The 15,841-nt window shown below is 38.3% G+C and carries 12 protein-coding genes; 1 reads left to right on the forward strand and 11 read right to left on the reverse strand.

Annotated features, from left to right (window positions below):
• Positions 1–11: 11 nt before the first annotated feature.
• The 10 genes from msrA to EIY84_RS02990 form a co-directional block, all read right to left on the reverse strand.
• Positions 12–557: a peptide-methionine (S)-S-oxide reductase MsrA gene (gene msrA / locus EIY84_RS02945; RefSeq protein ID WP_124640351.1), complete on the reverse strand. Its 546-nt coding sequence runs from the start codon at positions 555–557 to the stop codon at positions 12–14.
• A 105-nt stretch (positions 558–662) separates the two neighbouring features.
• Positions 663–1,625, reverse strand: a complete 963-nt coding sequence (locus EIY84_RS02950; protein WP_124640353.1) for an ROK family protein — start codon at positions 1,623–1,625, stop codon at positions 663–665.
• Positions 1,626–1,630: 5 nt separating this feature from the next.
• Complete coding sequence (locus EIY84_RS02955; RefSeq protein ID WP_124640441.1) at positions 1,631–2,167, reverse strand: adenine phosphoribosyltransferase; 537 nt, start codon at positions 2,165–2,167, stop codon at positions 1,631–1,633.
• Between the two features lie 7 nt (positions 2,168–2,174).
• A complete protein-coding gene (locus EIY84_RS02960) occupies positions 2,175–3,290 on the reverse strand; it encodes a hypothetical protein (RefSeq protein WP_124640355.1) in 1,116 nt (371 codons plus the stop codon).
• 571 nt (positions 3,291–3,861) lie between these two features.
• A complete protein-coding gene (locus tag EIY84_RS02965) occupies positions 3,862–5,190 on the reverse strand; it encodes a quinol:cytochrome C oxidoreductase (protein ID WP_124640357.1) in 1,329 nt (442 codons plus the stop codon).
• 16 nt (positions 5,191–5,206) lie between these two features.
• The gene (locus EIY84_RS02970) at positions 5,207–5,926 is read right to left on the reverse strand and encodes a c-type cytochrome (RefSeq protein WP_124640359.1); all 720 of its coding nucleotides are present in this window, start codon (positions 5,924–5,926) and stop codon (positions 5,207–5,209) included.
• Positions 5,919–6,440 (reverse strand): DUF3341 domain-containing protein, encoded by a 522-nt coding sequence (locus tag EIY84_RS02975; protein ID WP_124640361.1) that lies wholly within the window; start codon positions 6,438–6,440, stop codon positions 5,919–5,921. Before EIY84_RS02975 ends, EIY84_RS02970 begins: the two co-directional genes overlap by 8 nt.
• Entirely contained in the window at positions 6,427–7,824 is a 1,398-nt protein-coding gene (gene nrfD, locus EIY84_RS02980) for an NrfD/PsrC family molybdoenzyme membrane anchor subunit (protein ID WP_124640364.1), read from the reverse strand. The genes EIY84_RS02975 and nrfD overlap by 14 nt, the downstream gene beginning before the upstream one ends.
• An 18-nt stretch (positions 7,825–7,842) precedes the next feature.
• Positions 7,843–10,911 (reverse strand): TAT-variant-translocated molybdopterin oxidoreductase, encoded by a 3,069-nt coding sequence (locus EIY84_RS02985; protein WP_124640366.1) that lies wholly within the window; start codon positions 10,909–10,911, stop codon positions 7,843–7,845.
• 22 nt (positions 10,912–10,933) lie between these two features.
• Positions 10,934–12,307 carry a c-type cytochrome gene (locus EIY84_RS02990; RefSeq protein ID WP_124640368.1) on the reverse strand — a complete coding sequence of 458 codons (1,374 nt, stop codon included), beginning with the start codon at positions 12,305–12,307 and terminating at the stop codon, positions 10,934–10,936.
• 182 nt (positions 12,308–12,489) lie between these two features.
• On the opposite strand from EIY84_RS02990, the gene EIY84_RS02995 reads away from it, so the two are divergent.
• Positions 12,490–13,017 (forward strand): SPOR domain-containing protein, encoded by a 528-nt coding sequence (locus EIY84_RS02995; protein WP_124640370.1) that lies wholly within the window; start codon positions 12,490–12,492, stop codon positions 13,015–13,017.
• Between the two features lie 222 nt (positions 13,018–13,239).
• Here EIY84_RS02995 and EIY84_RS03000 read toward each other — a convergent pair whose 3' ends face one another.
• A complete protein-coding gene (locus EIY84_RS03000) occupies positions 13,240–15,624 on the reverse strand; it encodes a fibronectin type III domain-containing protein (protein ID WP_124640372.1) in 2,385 nt (794 codons plus the stop codon).
• Between the last annotated feature and the right edge of the window lie 217 nt (positions 15,625–15,841).

A 15,841-nucleotide genomic window follows, 5' to 3' on the forward strand; every position in this document is an offset into this window, starting at 1 on the left:
CACCGCTTTTTTTATTCTTTTATCAGACCTTTTGCCTTGAAATATTCTGTGAATTTTTTAATTTTTGGACCCACAACAGCAGAACAGTACGGTTGGTCGGGATTCTCGTTATAATATCCTTGGTGATACTCTTCTGCAGGCCAAAACTTTTGAAAAGCCACCACTTCCGTAACGACTTTATTTTTATAGTTCCCCGATAGGTTGATGGCTGAAATTTTATTCAAAACCATATTTTTTTCCTCATCGTTTTCATAAAAAACAATGGATCGGTATTGCGTTCCGATGTCGTTGCCTTGTTTGTTGAGCTGTGTAGGATCGTGTAAAAAGAAAAAAACATCCAACAACTGATCGTACGAAATAATATCGGGATTATAAACAACCTGTACCACCTCTGCATGGTGCGTTTCTCCTGTACAAACTTCTTTGTAGGTCGGGTGTTCGGTTTTCCCACCGGAATATCCGGATATCGCTTTTTCTACCCCTTTTAATTTATTGAAACAACTTTCAATACACCAAAAGCATCCTCCACCGAAAGTTATTGTTTTTGTATTTTCCATATTTATAATTTTTGGAATGCGTAAATTTTGCTCCTGTGACTGACAAGAAAAGAGTAAAAAACTACAAATAACCATCAGTACTTTCATAAGAAGTATTTTATAAAATTACCAAACCAATGATGCGGCACCAAGAATGGCGGCGTCGGATTCGTTCATCTTGCTGACTGCAAATTTCACTTTATTTTGAAAGATTGGTAAAACCATTTTCTCCATTTCTTCATAAGCCGGTTTCAAAAGATAATCTCCAGCTTTTACCACTCCTCCAAAAAACAAAATGGCCTCTGGTGAAGAAAACATCACGAAATTTGCCAAGGCTTTACCTAAAATCTCACCGGTATATCGGAAAACTTCTAGGGCAGCAGCATCTCCTTTTTCGGCACATTCAAATGCGGTTTTGGCATCTACTTCTTCGAGAGGGATTGAATTTAAAAGAGAATCAGGATGAGCAGCTCTAAACTCTTTGGCTGTAATGGCAATTCCCGTTGCCGAAGCATAGGTTTCTAAGCTGCCTCTAAAACCCGTTGACCAATGCATTCTTCCATCGGGAACAATAATGGTATGCCCCAATTCGCCAGCAAAACCATCGTGTCCATAGACCATTTGACCGTTGATGACGATGCCACTTCCCACACCGGTACCCAAAGTCATCATGATGAAATTTTTAAGTCCTTTGGCTGCTCCAAATTGCATTTCACCTTGCGCAGCAGCATTGGCATCGTTGGTTAAGGTCGCTTTTGTATTAAACTTTTTCCCAATAAGATTTGCTATATTTATTTTTCCTTTCCACTTCAGGTTGGGAGCATATTCTATACAACCGTTATAATAGTTTCCGTTGGGAGCTCCAATTCCGACCCCAATAAAATCGCACTTTGCTGCATATTGATCCAATAAAGGTTGAGCCCTGTCATAAAGCGCATCAACAAAATCTTCAATGGTTTCGTATTTATCTGTTGGCAGTACACCTTTGGCAAGAATTTCGCCTCTTAAGTTTACAATTCCAAATTTGGTAGTTGTGCCTCCAATATCAATGCCTAGGGCAATTTGGTGGGATAGGTCAATAATTTCCATTTCAATTAATAGTGTAATATTTGGTAAACTTCAGCATCGAATTGCGAAAGTTTCTCTTCTCCTTTCAGATCTTTTAGACCGATCAAAAAACTAAATTGACTGGCAATGGCTCCTTGCTTTTCTACCAGTTTGGCAGCCGCTTCCGTTGTACCTCCTGTAGCCAGAAGATCGTCATGAATCAGTACGCGTTGTCCGGGTTTTATCTGACCTACTTTCATTTCAATTTCTGCCGTTCCGTATTCTAAATCGTATTTTTCAGAAACAAATGGCGGTGGCAACTTCCCTTTTTTTCGTATCAAAACAAAAGGGACATCTAGGGCGACAGCAATTGCAATACCGAACAAATAGCCACGACTTTCAATTCCACAAACCACATCTATTTTATCTTTAGAAAAAGCAGCCAAGTCTGCAATAACCGCTTCATACAATTTTGGGTTAAGAAAAATAGGCGTAATGTCTTTAAACTGTATTCCCGGTATTGGAAAATCCGAAATATTCTCTATGGTTTGTTCTAAAGTTTGTATTAACTCGTCTTTCTTCATCATCATTTTATTGAATTTGATACGAAACAATTTTCCAATCACCGTTAACATTTTTCAGACCGAAAACCACTTGCAACGAGGTTGTTTTTCCATTTTTATCGGTTACATCGTAAGATGCATTAACTGTAGAAGTTGTTGCTGATGTAGAATTGGTTGAAAGTGATTTTACAGAGAGGGATTTTACAGCTCCAAAACCGGAAGTGGTATTGGAAAATGATTCATACGAACCCCAATTTGGATTCTGAGATCCTTCGTAAGCCGCCTTTAAATTTTGTGCATTTAGATTACTCAAAAATTTAGATACCGAATTTTTAGGATCTGCAACAGGCCGAACCACTTCTGGCACCACTTCTGTTGGAAGTGCTGTAGAATCGGAGACCACAACTTTTGGTTTTTGTAAAGCATCAGGATTGATAGAAATACCTGTTTTGGTTAATTGATACGTTTTCTTTGTTGTTTTAATACTGACTTTAATGTCAATTTTATTATCAAAAATCTTGTCTTGAGGTATTGAAGAAAAATTCAAATAAAAACCTCTAAAATGGTTATCGGACATGATGTTTTTGGAGGTTGATATTTTGCTTCCGCCACTGTACACTTCCATTAAAGTTTCTAAACCTGCATCAGAAAACTCGATTTCTTTATTGGCCTGATCCACCAATCGAGGAACTACTTTTAAAGCTTTCACTCCCAGGCTATCACTACCTACAGGCACGATGTCGATGTTTAGAGACGATGCCTCTACATCATTTTTGTCGACTTCACTTGCGGTAACATTTCCGAAAATATTCATTTCACCAAGAGAAGGAGGCCCGGAGCTTGTCCAATCCATTCCATTTTTTTGAGCCGTTTGATCGGCCAAACTTAGAATTTCTTCTACATTTTTACCGTTAAGTAATTTAGAGAGTTGCTTCAGTTCTGTAATATCATCGTCTCCGTTAACAGCAAACTTTTTGAGGATATAAAGCGCTTCATTGAACTTTATTTGCTGCAAAGTGGTTAGCGAAGATGCCATATCGTTGATACTGGACTGAAAAGCTTGAGTACTGCTGGCATCTACACGGTCTTTTTTACAAGAAACCAATAAAAAAAGAAGAAACAAATAAGGGATTAATTTTTTCATATTTAAAATATTCAACACTTTAACCATTTACAGAAATTTCAAAATAAATGGGCATGTAGAATACAAAAATATGAAAAATGCTTAATTGTACAACGAAAAGAAAAAGGATTATTGAAAGGAGGCGGATAAATAAGTAATGAAATTACTTAAGGTTTTGCTTGCTTTTGATGTCTCCGCCTCCAGAAATTTTTGCAAATATATAATTTTATAGTTTTAATCAAAGATAAAAACTAAACAATCGATTAATAAAAGAAGAGGCGGAAAGGAAAAGTAATAAAATTACTTAAGGTTTTGCTTGCTTTTGATGTTATTCCGCCTCCATATTTTTTAAAAACAATTGTAGAGGGAATGAAAAAGGAAGTCACCCTAAAAGTAACTAAGAAAATCTGAAGCACATCTCTTTCAAGATATCGTGCATTATCCATTGAAATTGTGTTTTGTTTTTGTTACTTTATTGTAACTTCTTTTTTCATCGTTACAAAATTACATTATTTTTTAAAACTTTCACAAAAAAAATTAAATAAAAAAAGCCCGAAAAAATCGGGCTTTGTATTTGGATGTAAAATCAGTCTTAGAATGGATATTCGAAAATGATTGATTCGTGTAGGAATGGGTTTCCTGAAGGGATCAGCTTCATTTTTGACAATGCTGTCAACACTACGAAGATGAATAAACCTGCAAAGAAAACTACAGAACCGATTTCTAACAATCCGAAGTTCCAGAATGGACCTACTGTTCCTGGCATTACCATTAGGAAGTGCGTGATTAATTGTCCAAAGATTACTACCACGGCCATGGTAACGACCACTTTGTAATTTCTCTTAATGCTTGAGCTCACCATTACAATTAATGGAATTAGGAAAGCTGGAATTAAACTTGGCAAGAACAATTGTGGATAGTATTCAAATCGTCCTAAGAAATAGTTAACTTCTTCCGGTACATCGGCATACCAATACAACATAAACTGACAGAACCAAGTGTATGTCCAAAGCATTGAAGATGCAAATAAGAACTTACCTAAGTCGTGTAAGTGGTTGTCGTTGAATTGAGGTAAAAATCCTTTTCTCTTCAAATAAACAGAAATGATGATGATCACAGCAATTGCAGCAGCTAAGCAGCTTACTAAAGCATACCAAATATACATGGTAGAATACCAGTGTGGGTCGATGGACATCAACCAATCCCAAGCCCAAGCTGCAGAGCAAAATCCGAAGAAAGCGATGTAGCCTACAGACCAGCTGTAAATTTTCTTATAAACTTCTCTGGATTTTGTTTCGTCCATTTTTTTAGTTAAAGACTTCAACTTCCATACGAAGAAAGATCCTCCTACTACATAGATTAAGGTTCTAATCACATAGAAAGGTACATTTAAGAATTTTTTCTTTTCGAAAATCAATGGATCAAATTCTGGTGAATTAGGATCAACCAAAGCCGGATCCATCCAGTGGAAAAGATGACCAAAATGAGCAGCATTCAAAATCGCAATGATAATCAATACGCCACCTGCCCAAGGCATGAAAGAACCTACGGCTTCCATTACTCTGGTAATAATGATGGACCATCCTGCATGAGCGACATGCTGAATGCTATAGAAAAACATTGCTGCGGCACTTAATCCGAAAAGGAAAACTGCTACAAAATGAATTGCAGATAAAGGTTCGTTGGCAATTTGATGCTTTACATGTTCGATATGAGATGCAGCATCATGTCCTCCGTTCATTTCACTAGAATGCGTTGGTGCATTGTGTCCGTTGGCATGAACCGTTTCCATCAAATGGGTGATTTTAGCTTCGTCTCCTAACAAACCGTGGTTCATCATATAACCTGCTCCAAAAAGAACTAACCCTAGAACAATCAGTATAATCGATATTAATCTTAATTTAGGTGAAAATGTGTACATTTTAAAATTCTTTTAGTTATTTAGTTGCAGGTTTATCACTCGCTTCCGCAGGAGCCGCTTCTGTAGTTGCAGCAGGAGCTGCAGCAGTTGCAGGCGCAGGATTTAATCCTCCTTTAAAAGCACTCATCACATACATGGCGACTCTCCAACGGTCACCCGGTTGAAGTTGCCCAGCAAAAGATCCCATGGCATTTTTACCGTGGCTAAGTACATAATGTACAGCGCCTATGGTAAGCTCTCTATCTTTGTAGTTAGGAACACCTGCATAAGCACCTCCTTGTACAATACTACCTTGTCCGTCACCTGCTTCTCCGTGGCAAGCAGCACAGACTTGGTTAAATAATTTCTTACCTCTTTCGATGTCTTTTTCCTGGTTTGCAGGATTAAGAGGTGAAGAAGTTGTCAATTTTGCAGCATCATAACCTGCGTTATAAACATCGGCTTTCATCATTTTAGATGAATTCACATCTACTACTCCATCTTTATTTTGAGATACCGTTCCATCAACAGATACCAATCCTGTAGCAAAATCATTTTTTACAAAAGCAGGAATTGAGTTTTCGTGTTTAGAATAAGCATCTTCAGCTTTTTGCAATGGATCGTACGCTACCGGAAAATACATATCTGGGAAGTACACCAACGGTGGATTGTCTTTTGGTCCACAAGAATTAAGTAAAACAGTAGTTACACCTAAGACAGCTCCTATTTTTAAAATATTATTTTTCATATTAAGCATCTTTTACGGTTATTTCTTCAACTCCGGTTTCAACAAATAATTGTTTTACAGCATCCACATTGTCGGTAACAATTTCCATTAGAAATTTATCGTCGGTTGTTCTTGGATCTGGGTTTTGTGGTGGACAACCAGGATACATTTTATTTCTTACTAAGAAAGTCCAAGACATCATGTGTGCAGCACAAAATACCATTAATTCGAACATTGGAACTACGAAAGCTGGCATATTCTCCCCCCAAGTAAAAGCAGGTTTACCACCAATATTTTGAGGCCAATCGTGGTTCATCATGTACCAAGTGGATAGAATACCGATTAAAATTCCGTAAACTGCATAACACCAAGCAGCGTCAGAAAGTCTGGTCTTCTTAAGTCCTAAAGCTTTATCAAGCCCGTGAACAGGAAAAGGAGTATAAACTTCATTAATTTCAATTCCTTTTTCTCTAAATGATTTTACGCCTTGCATCAAATCATCATCGTCGGCGTATAAGCCGTATACAATTTTAGTGGTGCTCATCTCCTTCTTTTGCTTTATAGGTTTCACCTGACATTTTCAAAATAGATTTCAATTCAGCCTGTGCAATTACAGGGAATGTTCTTGCGTAAAGTAGGAATAATACGGAGAAGAATCCTATTGTTCCTAAGTAAACTCCAACATCAATAATGGTTGGCATAAACATGGTCCAAGTCGATGGTAAATAATCTCTAGAAATGTTGATTACGATGATGTCAAATCTTTCGAACCACATACCGATATTGATGATCAATGCCACGAAGAAAGTCCAGAAGATATTAGTTCTTAGTTTTTTGAACCAGAAAGATGCAGGAACAACTAAGTTACAAATAATCAACGCCCAGAAAGCCCACCAGTAAGGTCCAGTTGCTGCACCTGGAGATAGGTATGTAAAATCTTCGTATCGTGATCCCGAATACCATCCGATGAAATACTCGGTAGCATAAGCTACAGTTACCATACCACCGGTTACAACGATTACGATGTTCATGATCTCTATGTGATACATGGTGATGTAATCTTCCAGGTTACACACCTTTCTAGCCACCAACAATAATGTTTGTACCATCGCGAATCCAGAGAAGATTGCTCCGGCAACGAAGTATGGAGGATAGATGGTTGAGTGCCAACCTTTGATTACTGAAGTAGCAAAGTCAAAGGATACCGTTGTGTGTACCGAGAATACTAGTGGAGTTGCAAGACCTGCCAATACCAAAGATAATTCTTCGAATCTTTGCCAATGTTTTGCTTTTCCACCCCAACCGAATGCTAATAAAGTATAAATCTTTTTAGTCCAAGGTGTTTTTGCTCTATCTCTGATCATCGCAAAGTCAGGGATCAATCCCATGAACCAGAATACGGTTGATACTGAGAAATAAGTAGAGATTGCAAATACATCCCAAAGTAATGGAGAGTTGAAGTTGGTCCACAAAGTACCGTATTGGTTCGGGATTGGGAATACCCAATATCCTACCCAAACTCTACCCATGTGAATAACCGGGAAGATGGCTGCTTGTACTACCGCAAAGATTGTCATCGCTTCCGCAGAACGGTTAACGGACATTCTCCATCTTTGTCTAAATAATAACAATACCGCAGAGATCAAGGTTCCGGCGTGACCAATACCTACCCACCAAACGAAGTTAGTAATATCCCAACCCCAGTTGTTGGTTCTGTTTAGTCCCCATGCTCCAATACCAGTACCGATAGTGTAAGCGATGCAACCAAATCCATAGATGAAAAGTACTAAGGCAGCATATAGTGATACCCACCACAATTTGCCTGCTCTTTCTTCTATAGGTCTTGCGATATCTTCCGTGATATCATGATAAGTCTTGTGACCAATAATTAAAGGTTCCCTTATCGGAGCTTCGTAATGTCCTGACATTTTTTACCTATTTATTATTTAAACTTTATTTTCTTTTCTATTTCTCACTTTCGTATGGTAGAATACATTTGGTTTGGTACCAATTTCTTCTAACAAGATATATCTTCTGTTGCTTGCGAAAAGTTTTCTCACATGAGAAGATTTATCATTCATATCACCGAACTGGATTGCACCAGTAGAACACGCTTTAGAACAAGCAGTTTGGAATTCTCCGTCTTCTACTTTTCTACCGTCTTTCTTAGCTTCCAAAATGGTCTGTTGTGTCATTTGGATACACATAGAACATTTTTCCATAACCCCTCTGGTTCTTACCACAACATCCGGATTCAATACCATTCTTCCTAGATCGTTGTTTTGGTTATAATCGAATTTATCATTCAAATTATAAGTAAACCAGTTGAATCTTCTTACTTTGTATGGACAGTTGTTTGCACAATATCTTGTACCCACACATCTGTTGTATGCCATTTGGTTTTGACCTTGCTTACCGTGAGAAGTTGCCGCAACTGGACAAACCGTTTCACATGGTGCGTGGTTACAGTGCTGACACATTACCGGTTGGAAGATTACATCAGGGTTGTCCGCAGGGTGGTTCAAGATACCACTTTCTTTATCGAAAGCATGACCGTACATTCCTGGTACATCCAAACCTTCAGCTACGGCTTCGGCAGGTTGAATTTTTCTTACAGCAGAATAGTAACGGTCGATTCTCAACCAATACATATCTCTGGACATTCTTACCTCGTCTTTACCAACAACAGGTACATTGTTTTCTGCTTGACAAGCGATGACACAAGCACCACATCCTGTACAAGCATTTAAGTCTACAGACATGTTGAAGTGTGGACCGTCGGTATCGTCATAAGAATTCCAAAGGTCAATTTTTCTTGCTGCAGTAGCCTGACCCGTAATTGTATGGTATTCGATTGGTTTGTTCCATCCGTTTTTAGGATCGTTGAAAGGTACATTGATGAAATCTGCTAAAGATACTTCTTTTGCGATGTCATAACGACCCATTACTGTATTTTGAAGCTGCATTCCGGCAAACTCATGTCCAGAACCTGTTTTTTCGATTTTAACATTGGTAACGACCAAATTATTTCCATCGAACAAAGGATATGCATTGATACCTGTAGCAGCAACTTTACCAGAGCTTTTCTTACCGTAACCCAAGGCAAGACCTAGTGATCCTTGCGCTTGACCCGGTTGTATAAAAACTGGAATATTTTCTAATTTAACATTCCCTGCGGTAAGTGTTACCAAATCACCATTCAATTGCATTCTACCGTTAAGATCGTTTGACAATCCTAAAGTTTTAGCATCTGCTGGGGAAATGGTTAGGTAGTTATCCCAAGACAATCGTGAAATTGGATCTGGTAATTCTTGCAACCAAGGGTTGTTGGATTGTGTACCGTCACCAATTGCAGTTTTTGTATATAATTTTAATTCGAATTCTGAAGCTTTGAAGTTTCCTAAATCCGCTACAGCTTGAGCAGCATTACCACCGGAATAAGCCAATGTTGTAGCAACACCACCTGCATTGAATCCGTTATATAATGCTTGGTTAAATGGTGTAGCTCCTAGTAATGTAGTTGCATTGGTCTTTAAATAATCATAATAATTATTTAGCTCACTTCCTTTACCATTAATCCACACCAATAGAGATTCTTCCAACTGTCTTGGTTTGAAAATCTTTTGAATGGTTGGCTGCATTAATGAATAAGCACCCGTTTGTGGAGCAATATCTCCCCAAGACTCTAACCAGTTAGCAACAGGAATTACGACTTTAGAAGCGTCGTACATTTCGTTCTTTTTCTCAGAGAAAGACATTACGAAACCTACTTTGGAAAGCGCTTTTTTGAAGTCTTCACCTTTGTTGCTGGAGTAGATTGGGTTTACATTATTTGCGATTAACACTCCTACTTGACCGGCATTCATCCAGCCTAAGAATTCTTGGTATCTAGCTCCGTCAAATTCTTTTAAGAAATTAGCTTTACCTGTGAAAGCTGTAGAATTCAACTTTTGATTAATCAAATGAGAAAGTACGATGGCTGCTTTAGAGCCGTCTGCCAAAACAACTGCTTTGTTTCCCTTCTCTTGTAATCTTTTTACTAAATCAGCGGCTACTTTATCCGAAGTCCCTCCATTAAGTCCGTTGTACACTTCAACTAAAAGTTTATTAACCGCACTTGGTTTAAGAGGAATTCTTGTGTCGGAGTTGGCTCCAGTTAGAGACAAATTAGACTCGATTTGGATATGCTCCAACATGTTTTCTCCAGGTACTCTTGCAGCGGCATAAGAAGACTCTAAACTTTGAGCATTGAAATCTCCTAAGAAATCCGCTTGGAAAGACACCACCAATTCTGAGTTTGTTAGGTCATAAACCGGTAAGGCTCTTTGACCGAAAACTTCTTGCGCAGCATCTAGATTTGCAGCGTGAGGTAGGGCATCATAAGTAACAAGTTCTGCACTTGGATATTTTGTTTTGAAATCGCCGAACAACTTCTTGAAAGTTGGAGAAGCAAAAGAGTGAGAAAGAACCACAATCTTTTTCCCTGAAGTTCCGGCATTGTTTAATGCTTTTAGAACTTCGTCATCAACCTTGTCGAAAGTTTCGTCTTTTCCGTTTAGTTTTGGTTGTTTTACCTTATCGTTATCATAAAGAGACAATACACTAGCTTGAGCTCTTGCATTGGTTTTACCCAATTCGTTTGCTGCAGGGTTTGCTTCAATCTTGATTGGTCTTCCTTCTCTTGTTTTCACCAAGACACTTGCAAAATCGGCACCATCAAAATAAGTAGATGCGAAATAATTAGCAACTCCCGGGATTACATCGTGAGGTTTTACGACATAAGGTATAGTTTTCACAACTGGTGCTTCGCAAGCGGCCAATGTAACGGCTGCAGTAGAGAAACCTAAAAGTTTTAGGAAATCTCTTCTGGTTGTATTTACAGGGCTGTTCTTATCACCACTTCTGATTTCATCCACTGGAATTTCGTCATGAAATTCCTTCTGAGCCAATCTTTTTGTCAAAGTTGGATCTTGTAGTTCGTGGATACTTCTGAATTGTATTTTATTTGAAGCCATTGATACTTCTAATTTTTAGTTATTAATAATGACATTTACCACACTCAAGACCTCCAATAGCATCTACTGTAACTTTACCACCAGAAGCAGGATATTGCTTCGCAAGTTTGTCGTGTAGATTCTTGAAGTACTCTTTATTATAACCGTTGTTCATATCAACTTCTGTTGTTCTATGACATTCTATACACCATCCCATGGTGAAGTCGTTTGCCATTTGTACCACATTCATTGTATCTACCTTACCGTGACATGCTTTACATACCGTATCGATTTGGTCGTTTGGATTTTTCTTGTTGTATGAATTAATGATTGCTTGCTCGCCTGCAACAACATGCTGAGAGTGGTTAAAATAAACGAAATCCGGCATGTTATGGATTCTCACCCATTCCACTGGTTTTGTTTTACCCGTGTACATTTGTTTTGACGGATCCCATCCTGTTGCAGCATAGATCTTTTGGATCTCTCCATCGTAGAATGCTTTATCTTTTCCAGGCTCCATATATTTACCGTTGTATTCAGAAATCATACGGTGACAGTTCATACACACATTCATGGACGGAATTTCGGACACCTTGCCGTACTTGGCACCGGTGTGACACATTTGACAGTCGATCTTATTTTCTCCAGCGTGAATTTTGTGTGAGAAATGAATGGGTTGTTCCGGTTGGTATCCTTTATAGACACCGATCCACATTAACCAGTTCCAAACTCCGTAGAATGCAAATACCGCCAACAATGTAAGGGCAAGTTTGCCAACACCGTTGTATTTTTTGTAAAAATCTGCAAAAGAAGTTACACGGTTATCGTTAAGGCCTCCCAACTCATCGGTTTGTTGCAATTTCACCAAACCTCTTAGTTTAATGAGTAACCAAATTAACAATCCACCGATTGCCAACAAGGAAGCAAAAATGATTAAGCCATCATTCTTCCCTTGTCTTTCTTTTTCTAGATCCGCACTAGACCCTTGATCTGCTGAAGCAGCACCGGCAGCATCTTCTGCTTTAGGTTCCTCTTTTGGTGGGTTAGTCGTGTACTCAAGAATGTCTTTGATGTCCTGATCCGAAAGACTCGGGAAGGCAGTCATCTCAACCTTATTGAATTTTTCATAAAGCTCATTGGCATACTTGTCGCCAGATGCTCTTAAAGCTTTATTGTCTTTAATCCACTTGATGAACCATGCTTCATCAAGGTTTTGCTCCTTTTTTACCTTATCTACAACACCGCCTAATGCAGGGCCAACCAATTGCTTGTCCAAAGCGTGACAAGCAGCACAGTTTGCCTTGAAGAGTTTCTCTCCATTTTTCGCATCTCCTTGCGCATAGATAGAAGCAGTAGTTGCTAGCAACAAACCTATTGCCAACAATCCTTTTTTGTAATGCTTACTCCAACTAATCATTTATTAAATCTTGGGTTAGAAAAAATTGAGTATATAATCAATTGCGCAAAAGTAACACTTTTAACAGATATTTAACAGTAACAAAATATGACAATTCTATCCGAAAGGCTAATTTATAACTATTCTAAATAACTATCACTGTCATATATTTTATTTATTATAATTTTGCGAAAAAGATTTAGATGAAAATTATTTCAAGAACATTTTTTATTGCTTTAGCACTAATCTCTCACCTGTCTAGTGCCCAACAAGTTACAAAGAGAGACACTTTGAACGGGACGGAATTGATCATGACCATGGACACAAAAATATCCAATGAACTTTCCGATTTGGAAGAAAAATGCCTGGACAAAAAAGACAGAAACCCAAATTTCGAAAATGGTACAAAAGAGAACAATAAAATCGTTGTTCCCAATAGAGCGCTGACCAACGAAGAAATCTGTCGAAAAAACCCAAGAATTTCTGGCTTTAAAATTCAAGTAGTCGTCGTAAAATCCAACGATGAGGCGAATAAAATACGAAGTGACTTCCGTACTAAATTCCCATACCTCAAAGTAGAGATCGACGCTTCACTTAGGCCAAATTATAAAATTTTAGCAGGCAGTTATTTTACAAAAACCAGCGCTGCATCTGATCTTAAAAGCATTAGAAAACAGTACAATACAGCCGTACCCATCCAATACAGAATTTTTTGTGTTGAAGCGAAATAAAATTCAATTTCACCAAAAAATACAACACCTGACTTTTGTGGAAGTCAGGTGTTTTTATTTAGTGTGAATGTCTACAAGCCACAGAAACAAACGAAATCTAATTTGAAAGACATTGCAATACCTTTAAATAATTTAACGAAACTTCTGAATGGTCATCAAAATTAATAATAAAAAAACCACTCTATTCGAGTGGTTTATTCGATCGTTGATTTGATCTAAAAATTATTTCTTCATCACTTTTAATGAAGTCGTGGTTCCATCTTTGTGCTGAAGCTTCAAGATATACAATCCTGATTTCAAATCACCCAAGTGAAGTTGTGTACTTGGTCTATCGAAAGCCTTCACCAATCTGCCTGTCGCATCCAAAACTTGGATGTTTTTAACAGATTTCACATCAGAAATATTCACCACATCATGGAAAGGATTCGGATATACTTTGATGGCATCTTTTGCATTCACTTCGTCTGTTGACAAAGGATCTACTTCAATATTAATGTTATCCAAGAATAAATTTGAGTTATCGGCATCGGAATACGCATTGAATCCTACAAAATAGATTCCGTTAGCCGGAACGGTAAATGTATAGGTTGCATTTTGTGATGTAATCGTTGAAATGCTCGGAAGGTCTGCAATTTGAGTCGTCATGGCTGCAGCATCGGCCGTTGTTCCGAAAGCCACTTTTAATTTTTCTGTATAATTAACACCATCGTCGTTACCATAATCAAATGTTACTCTGTAAGTTATACCCGACATAAGGTTTAAACCTTGGGTAAAAAACCATGCATTGGCATCATTTGCCATATTATACGGATACATTAGAGCTTTAGTTCCGAAACCGTATCCAGGGTTGTTGATGGTTACCCAATTGTTACCTGTACCTGCATTTTGTTTCGTAGTACAACTTGGAAGTGCTGGAGTAGCAGCAGATTCAAAATTCTGAACATACGGTAAGTTGCCTACACCGCATTCTGTTGCAAGAGAAGGAAGAGCTTTCCACACCGATTTGTCGGTGTCGCTACACTTAGATCTCACCCAAACATAATAAGTTGTACCGGAATTTAAGCCGGTTAAATTAGCAGTAGTGGTTGCAGTTGGCACATTCAACAAAGCTGAAGTACTTGCATCCGGAGCCACACCTGTTGTGTTGTAGTACACATCGTATCCTAGTGCTGGTGGCGTTACAGAAGGCGCCCAAGAAAGAACGGCACTGTTCATCGTTACTGAAGAAGATACCAAATCTGTAGGTTCTATACAAGTTGGTACCGGCTCCCAATACACATTATCCCAATAGTATGTTTTACCATCATTTTTATTTACAATGGCCAATCTTGCTCCGGCAGGAATGCTTGCTGCAGGAATAACAACACTGTATTCCGCATTTGGAACTGAATAAACGGTATTCATGATGTTCAAATCTTCAATCACCACAAAGCTGAGCATATCGGTAAGATCGGTGATGTATCCTACAGACAAGGTACCACCACCTGCTGAATTTACCCTTGCTTTCAATCTCAATCGGTGAGTTCCGTCGTTGATGTTGGACAATTCTGGCAACACTACAATAACCGGGGTTTGAGTAGCCGAAGCATATTGAGATACATTTTTAGTCCCTGTTGCCGGCAAAGTTGTAGTTACGGTTTGGTTTCCGGAATCCGAAGGAGCAGCCAATCTAATCCAACAATCCGGCACATAATTTCCGGTTGCTGTAGTTTCAAACCCTTCAAATAAAGAAGTTACCGGTGCACATTCTGTTTTGAAAGTGAACGGTCCTTTCCATGCGGAATTCCCATTGGCACCTCCACAAGCTGCACGAACATAAAGATCATAATAGGTATTTTGAGCCAAGTTAACATTAACCGAATTGGTACTCACATTGGTAAAGGTTGTAGGTACACCTGTTCCGGCAGGTTTCACCACATAATCCCAAGAAGTTTCAGCACCTCCTGCAGTCCAAGATACCGTTGCAGAATTTGTTGTAATGTTATTTGCAGTTAGCGCTGTTGGAGCTGGGCAAGATACCAAATAATCAAATCCTATTTTAGCCCTTCTATAATTAGTTGCTGTTAGAAGATCAGGCAAGGTTCCGTCGTTATTGGTTTGATTTTTTGTCGTATTGTCATTGGTAACATCCACACAAGGGTTGTTCCATTCGTACTCCCAAGTAACATTGGTCGTATTTCCTGTATTTACATATTCAAAAAGCACCATTAAATTGGAACCAGTTGTGTAATTAAAATTGGTCGACAGTACAAACTCCTTCCAACCTGCAGGACCTGCTGCTGCAACTGCTGGATTGCTATTATAAACCAAAGTGGCTCCTGTAACTAAAGTAGTCCAATCTGCTGATGCATCACCAAAATCAAGAGCTGATGTATTTTTCAAATACACTTTAAAATTTGGAGTACCACCAATATTTGTTGCAGTGATCTTTTTTAGATAAAGAGAGGTTAGCGTTTGTCCCGCAATACCCGCAAGTTGAGTTGCCGGATAAATTGTTGCAACTCTATTGGTCGAAAGAGGCACATTATTACTCGCCATGGCATAAGTGCCATTGACTAATGGAGTTGTTGCATAACACGCTCCACCCACAGGAAACAACTGCCCCATGAGAATTGAGACATCAAAATCGTCATCAACAAAATAGCCATATTTTGAAGCTTGTTGATCTTGAAATCTTTAATTAAATTAAAATTTTTCATTCTATCTACATTAAATTTAATCTCAGCAAAGATATGCATTTATTAAACTCAATGGAGAAAAATTAGCTCTCCCTATTATTAATCATGTTTTCAAGGACATCACACACACAAACGCAACAAAAAAA

The organism is Amniculibacterium aquaticum (genome assembly GCF_003852705.1).
Classification (GTDB): Bacteria; Bacteroidota; Bacteroidia; order Flavobacteriales; family Weeksellaceae; genus Amniculibacterium; species Amniculibacterium aquaticum.

What these genes read in the sequence shown, in the direction of transcription:
- EIY84_RS02990 (WP_124640368.1), bottom strand. Translation starts at nt 12,307, where the DNA reads ATGATTAGTTGGAGTAAGCATTACAAAAAAGGATTGTTGGCAATAGGT.
- EIY84_RS02970 (WP_124640359.1), bottom strand. Translation starts at nt 5,926, where the DNA reads ATGCTTAATATGAAAAATAATATTTTAAAAATAGGAGCTGTCTTAGGT.
- nrfD (WP_124640364.1), bottom strand. Translation starts at nt 7,824, where the DNA reads ATGTCAGGACATTACGAAGCTCCGATAAGGGAACCTTTAATTATTGGT.
- msrA (WP_124640351.1), bottom strand. Translation starts at nt 557, where the DNA reads ATGGAAAATACAAAAACAATAACTTTCGGTGGAGGATGCTTTTGGTGT.
- EIY84_RS02975 (WP_124640361.1), bottom strand. Translation starts at nt 6,440, where the DNA reads ATGAGCACCACTAAAATTGTATACGGCTTATACGCCGACGATGATGAT.
- EIY84_RS02965 (WP_124640357.1), bottom strand. Translation starts at nt 5,190, where the DNA reads ATGTACACATTTTCACCTAAATTAAGATTAATATCGATTATACTGATT.
- EIY84_RS02955 (WP_124640441.1), bottom strand. Translation starts at nt 2,167, where the DNA reads ATGAAGAAAGACGAGTTAATACAAACTTTAGAACAAACCATAGAGAAT.
- EIY84_RS02985 (WP_124640366.1), bottom strand. Translation starts at nt 10,911, where the DNA reads ATGGCTTCAAATAAAATACAATTCAGAAGTATCCACGAACTACAAGAT.
- EIY84_RS02995 (WP_124640370.1), top strand. Translation starts at nt 12,490, where the DNA reads ATGAAAATTATTTCAAGAACATTTTTTATTGCTTTAGCACTAATCTCT.
- EIY84_RS02950 (WP_124640353.1), bottom strand. Translation starts at nt 1,625, where the DNA reads ATGGAAATTATTGACCTATCCCACCAAATTGCCCTAGGCATTGATATT.
- EIY84_RS03000 (WP_124640372.1), bottom strand. Translation starts at nt 15,624, where the DNA reads ATGGGGCAGTTGTTTCCTGTGGGTGGAGCGTGTTATGCAACAACTCCA.
- EIY84_RS02960 (WP_124640355.1), bottom strand. Translation starts at nt 3,290, where the DNA reads ATGAAAAAATTAATCCCTTATTTGTTTCTTCTTTTTTTATTGGTTTCT.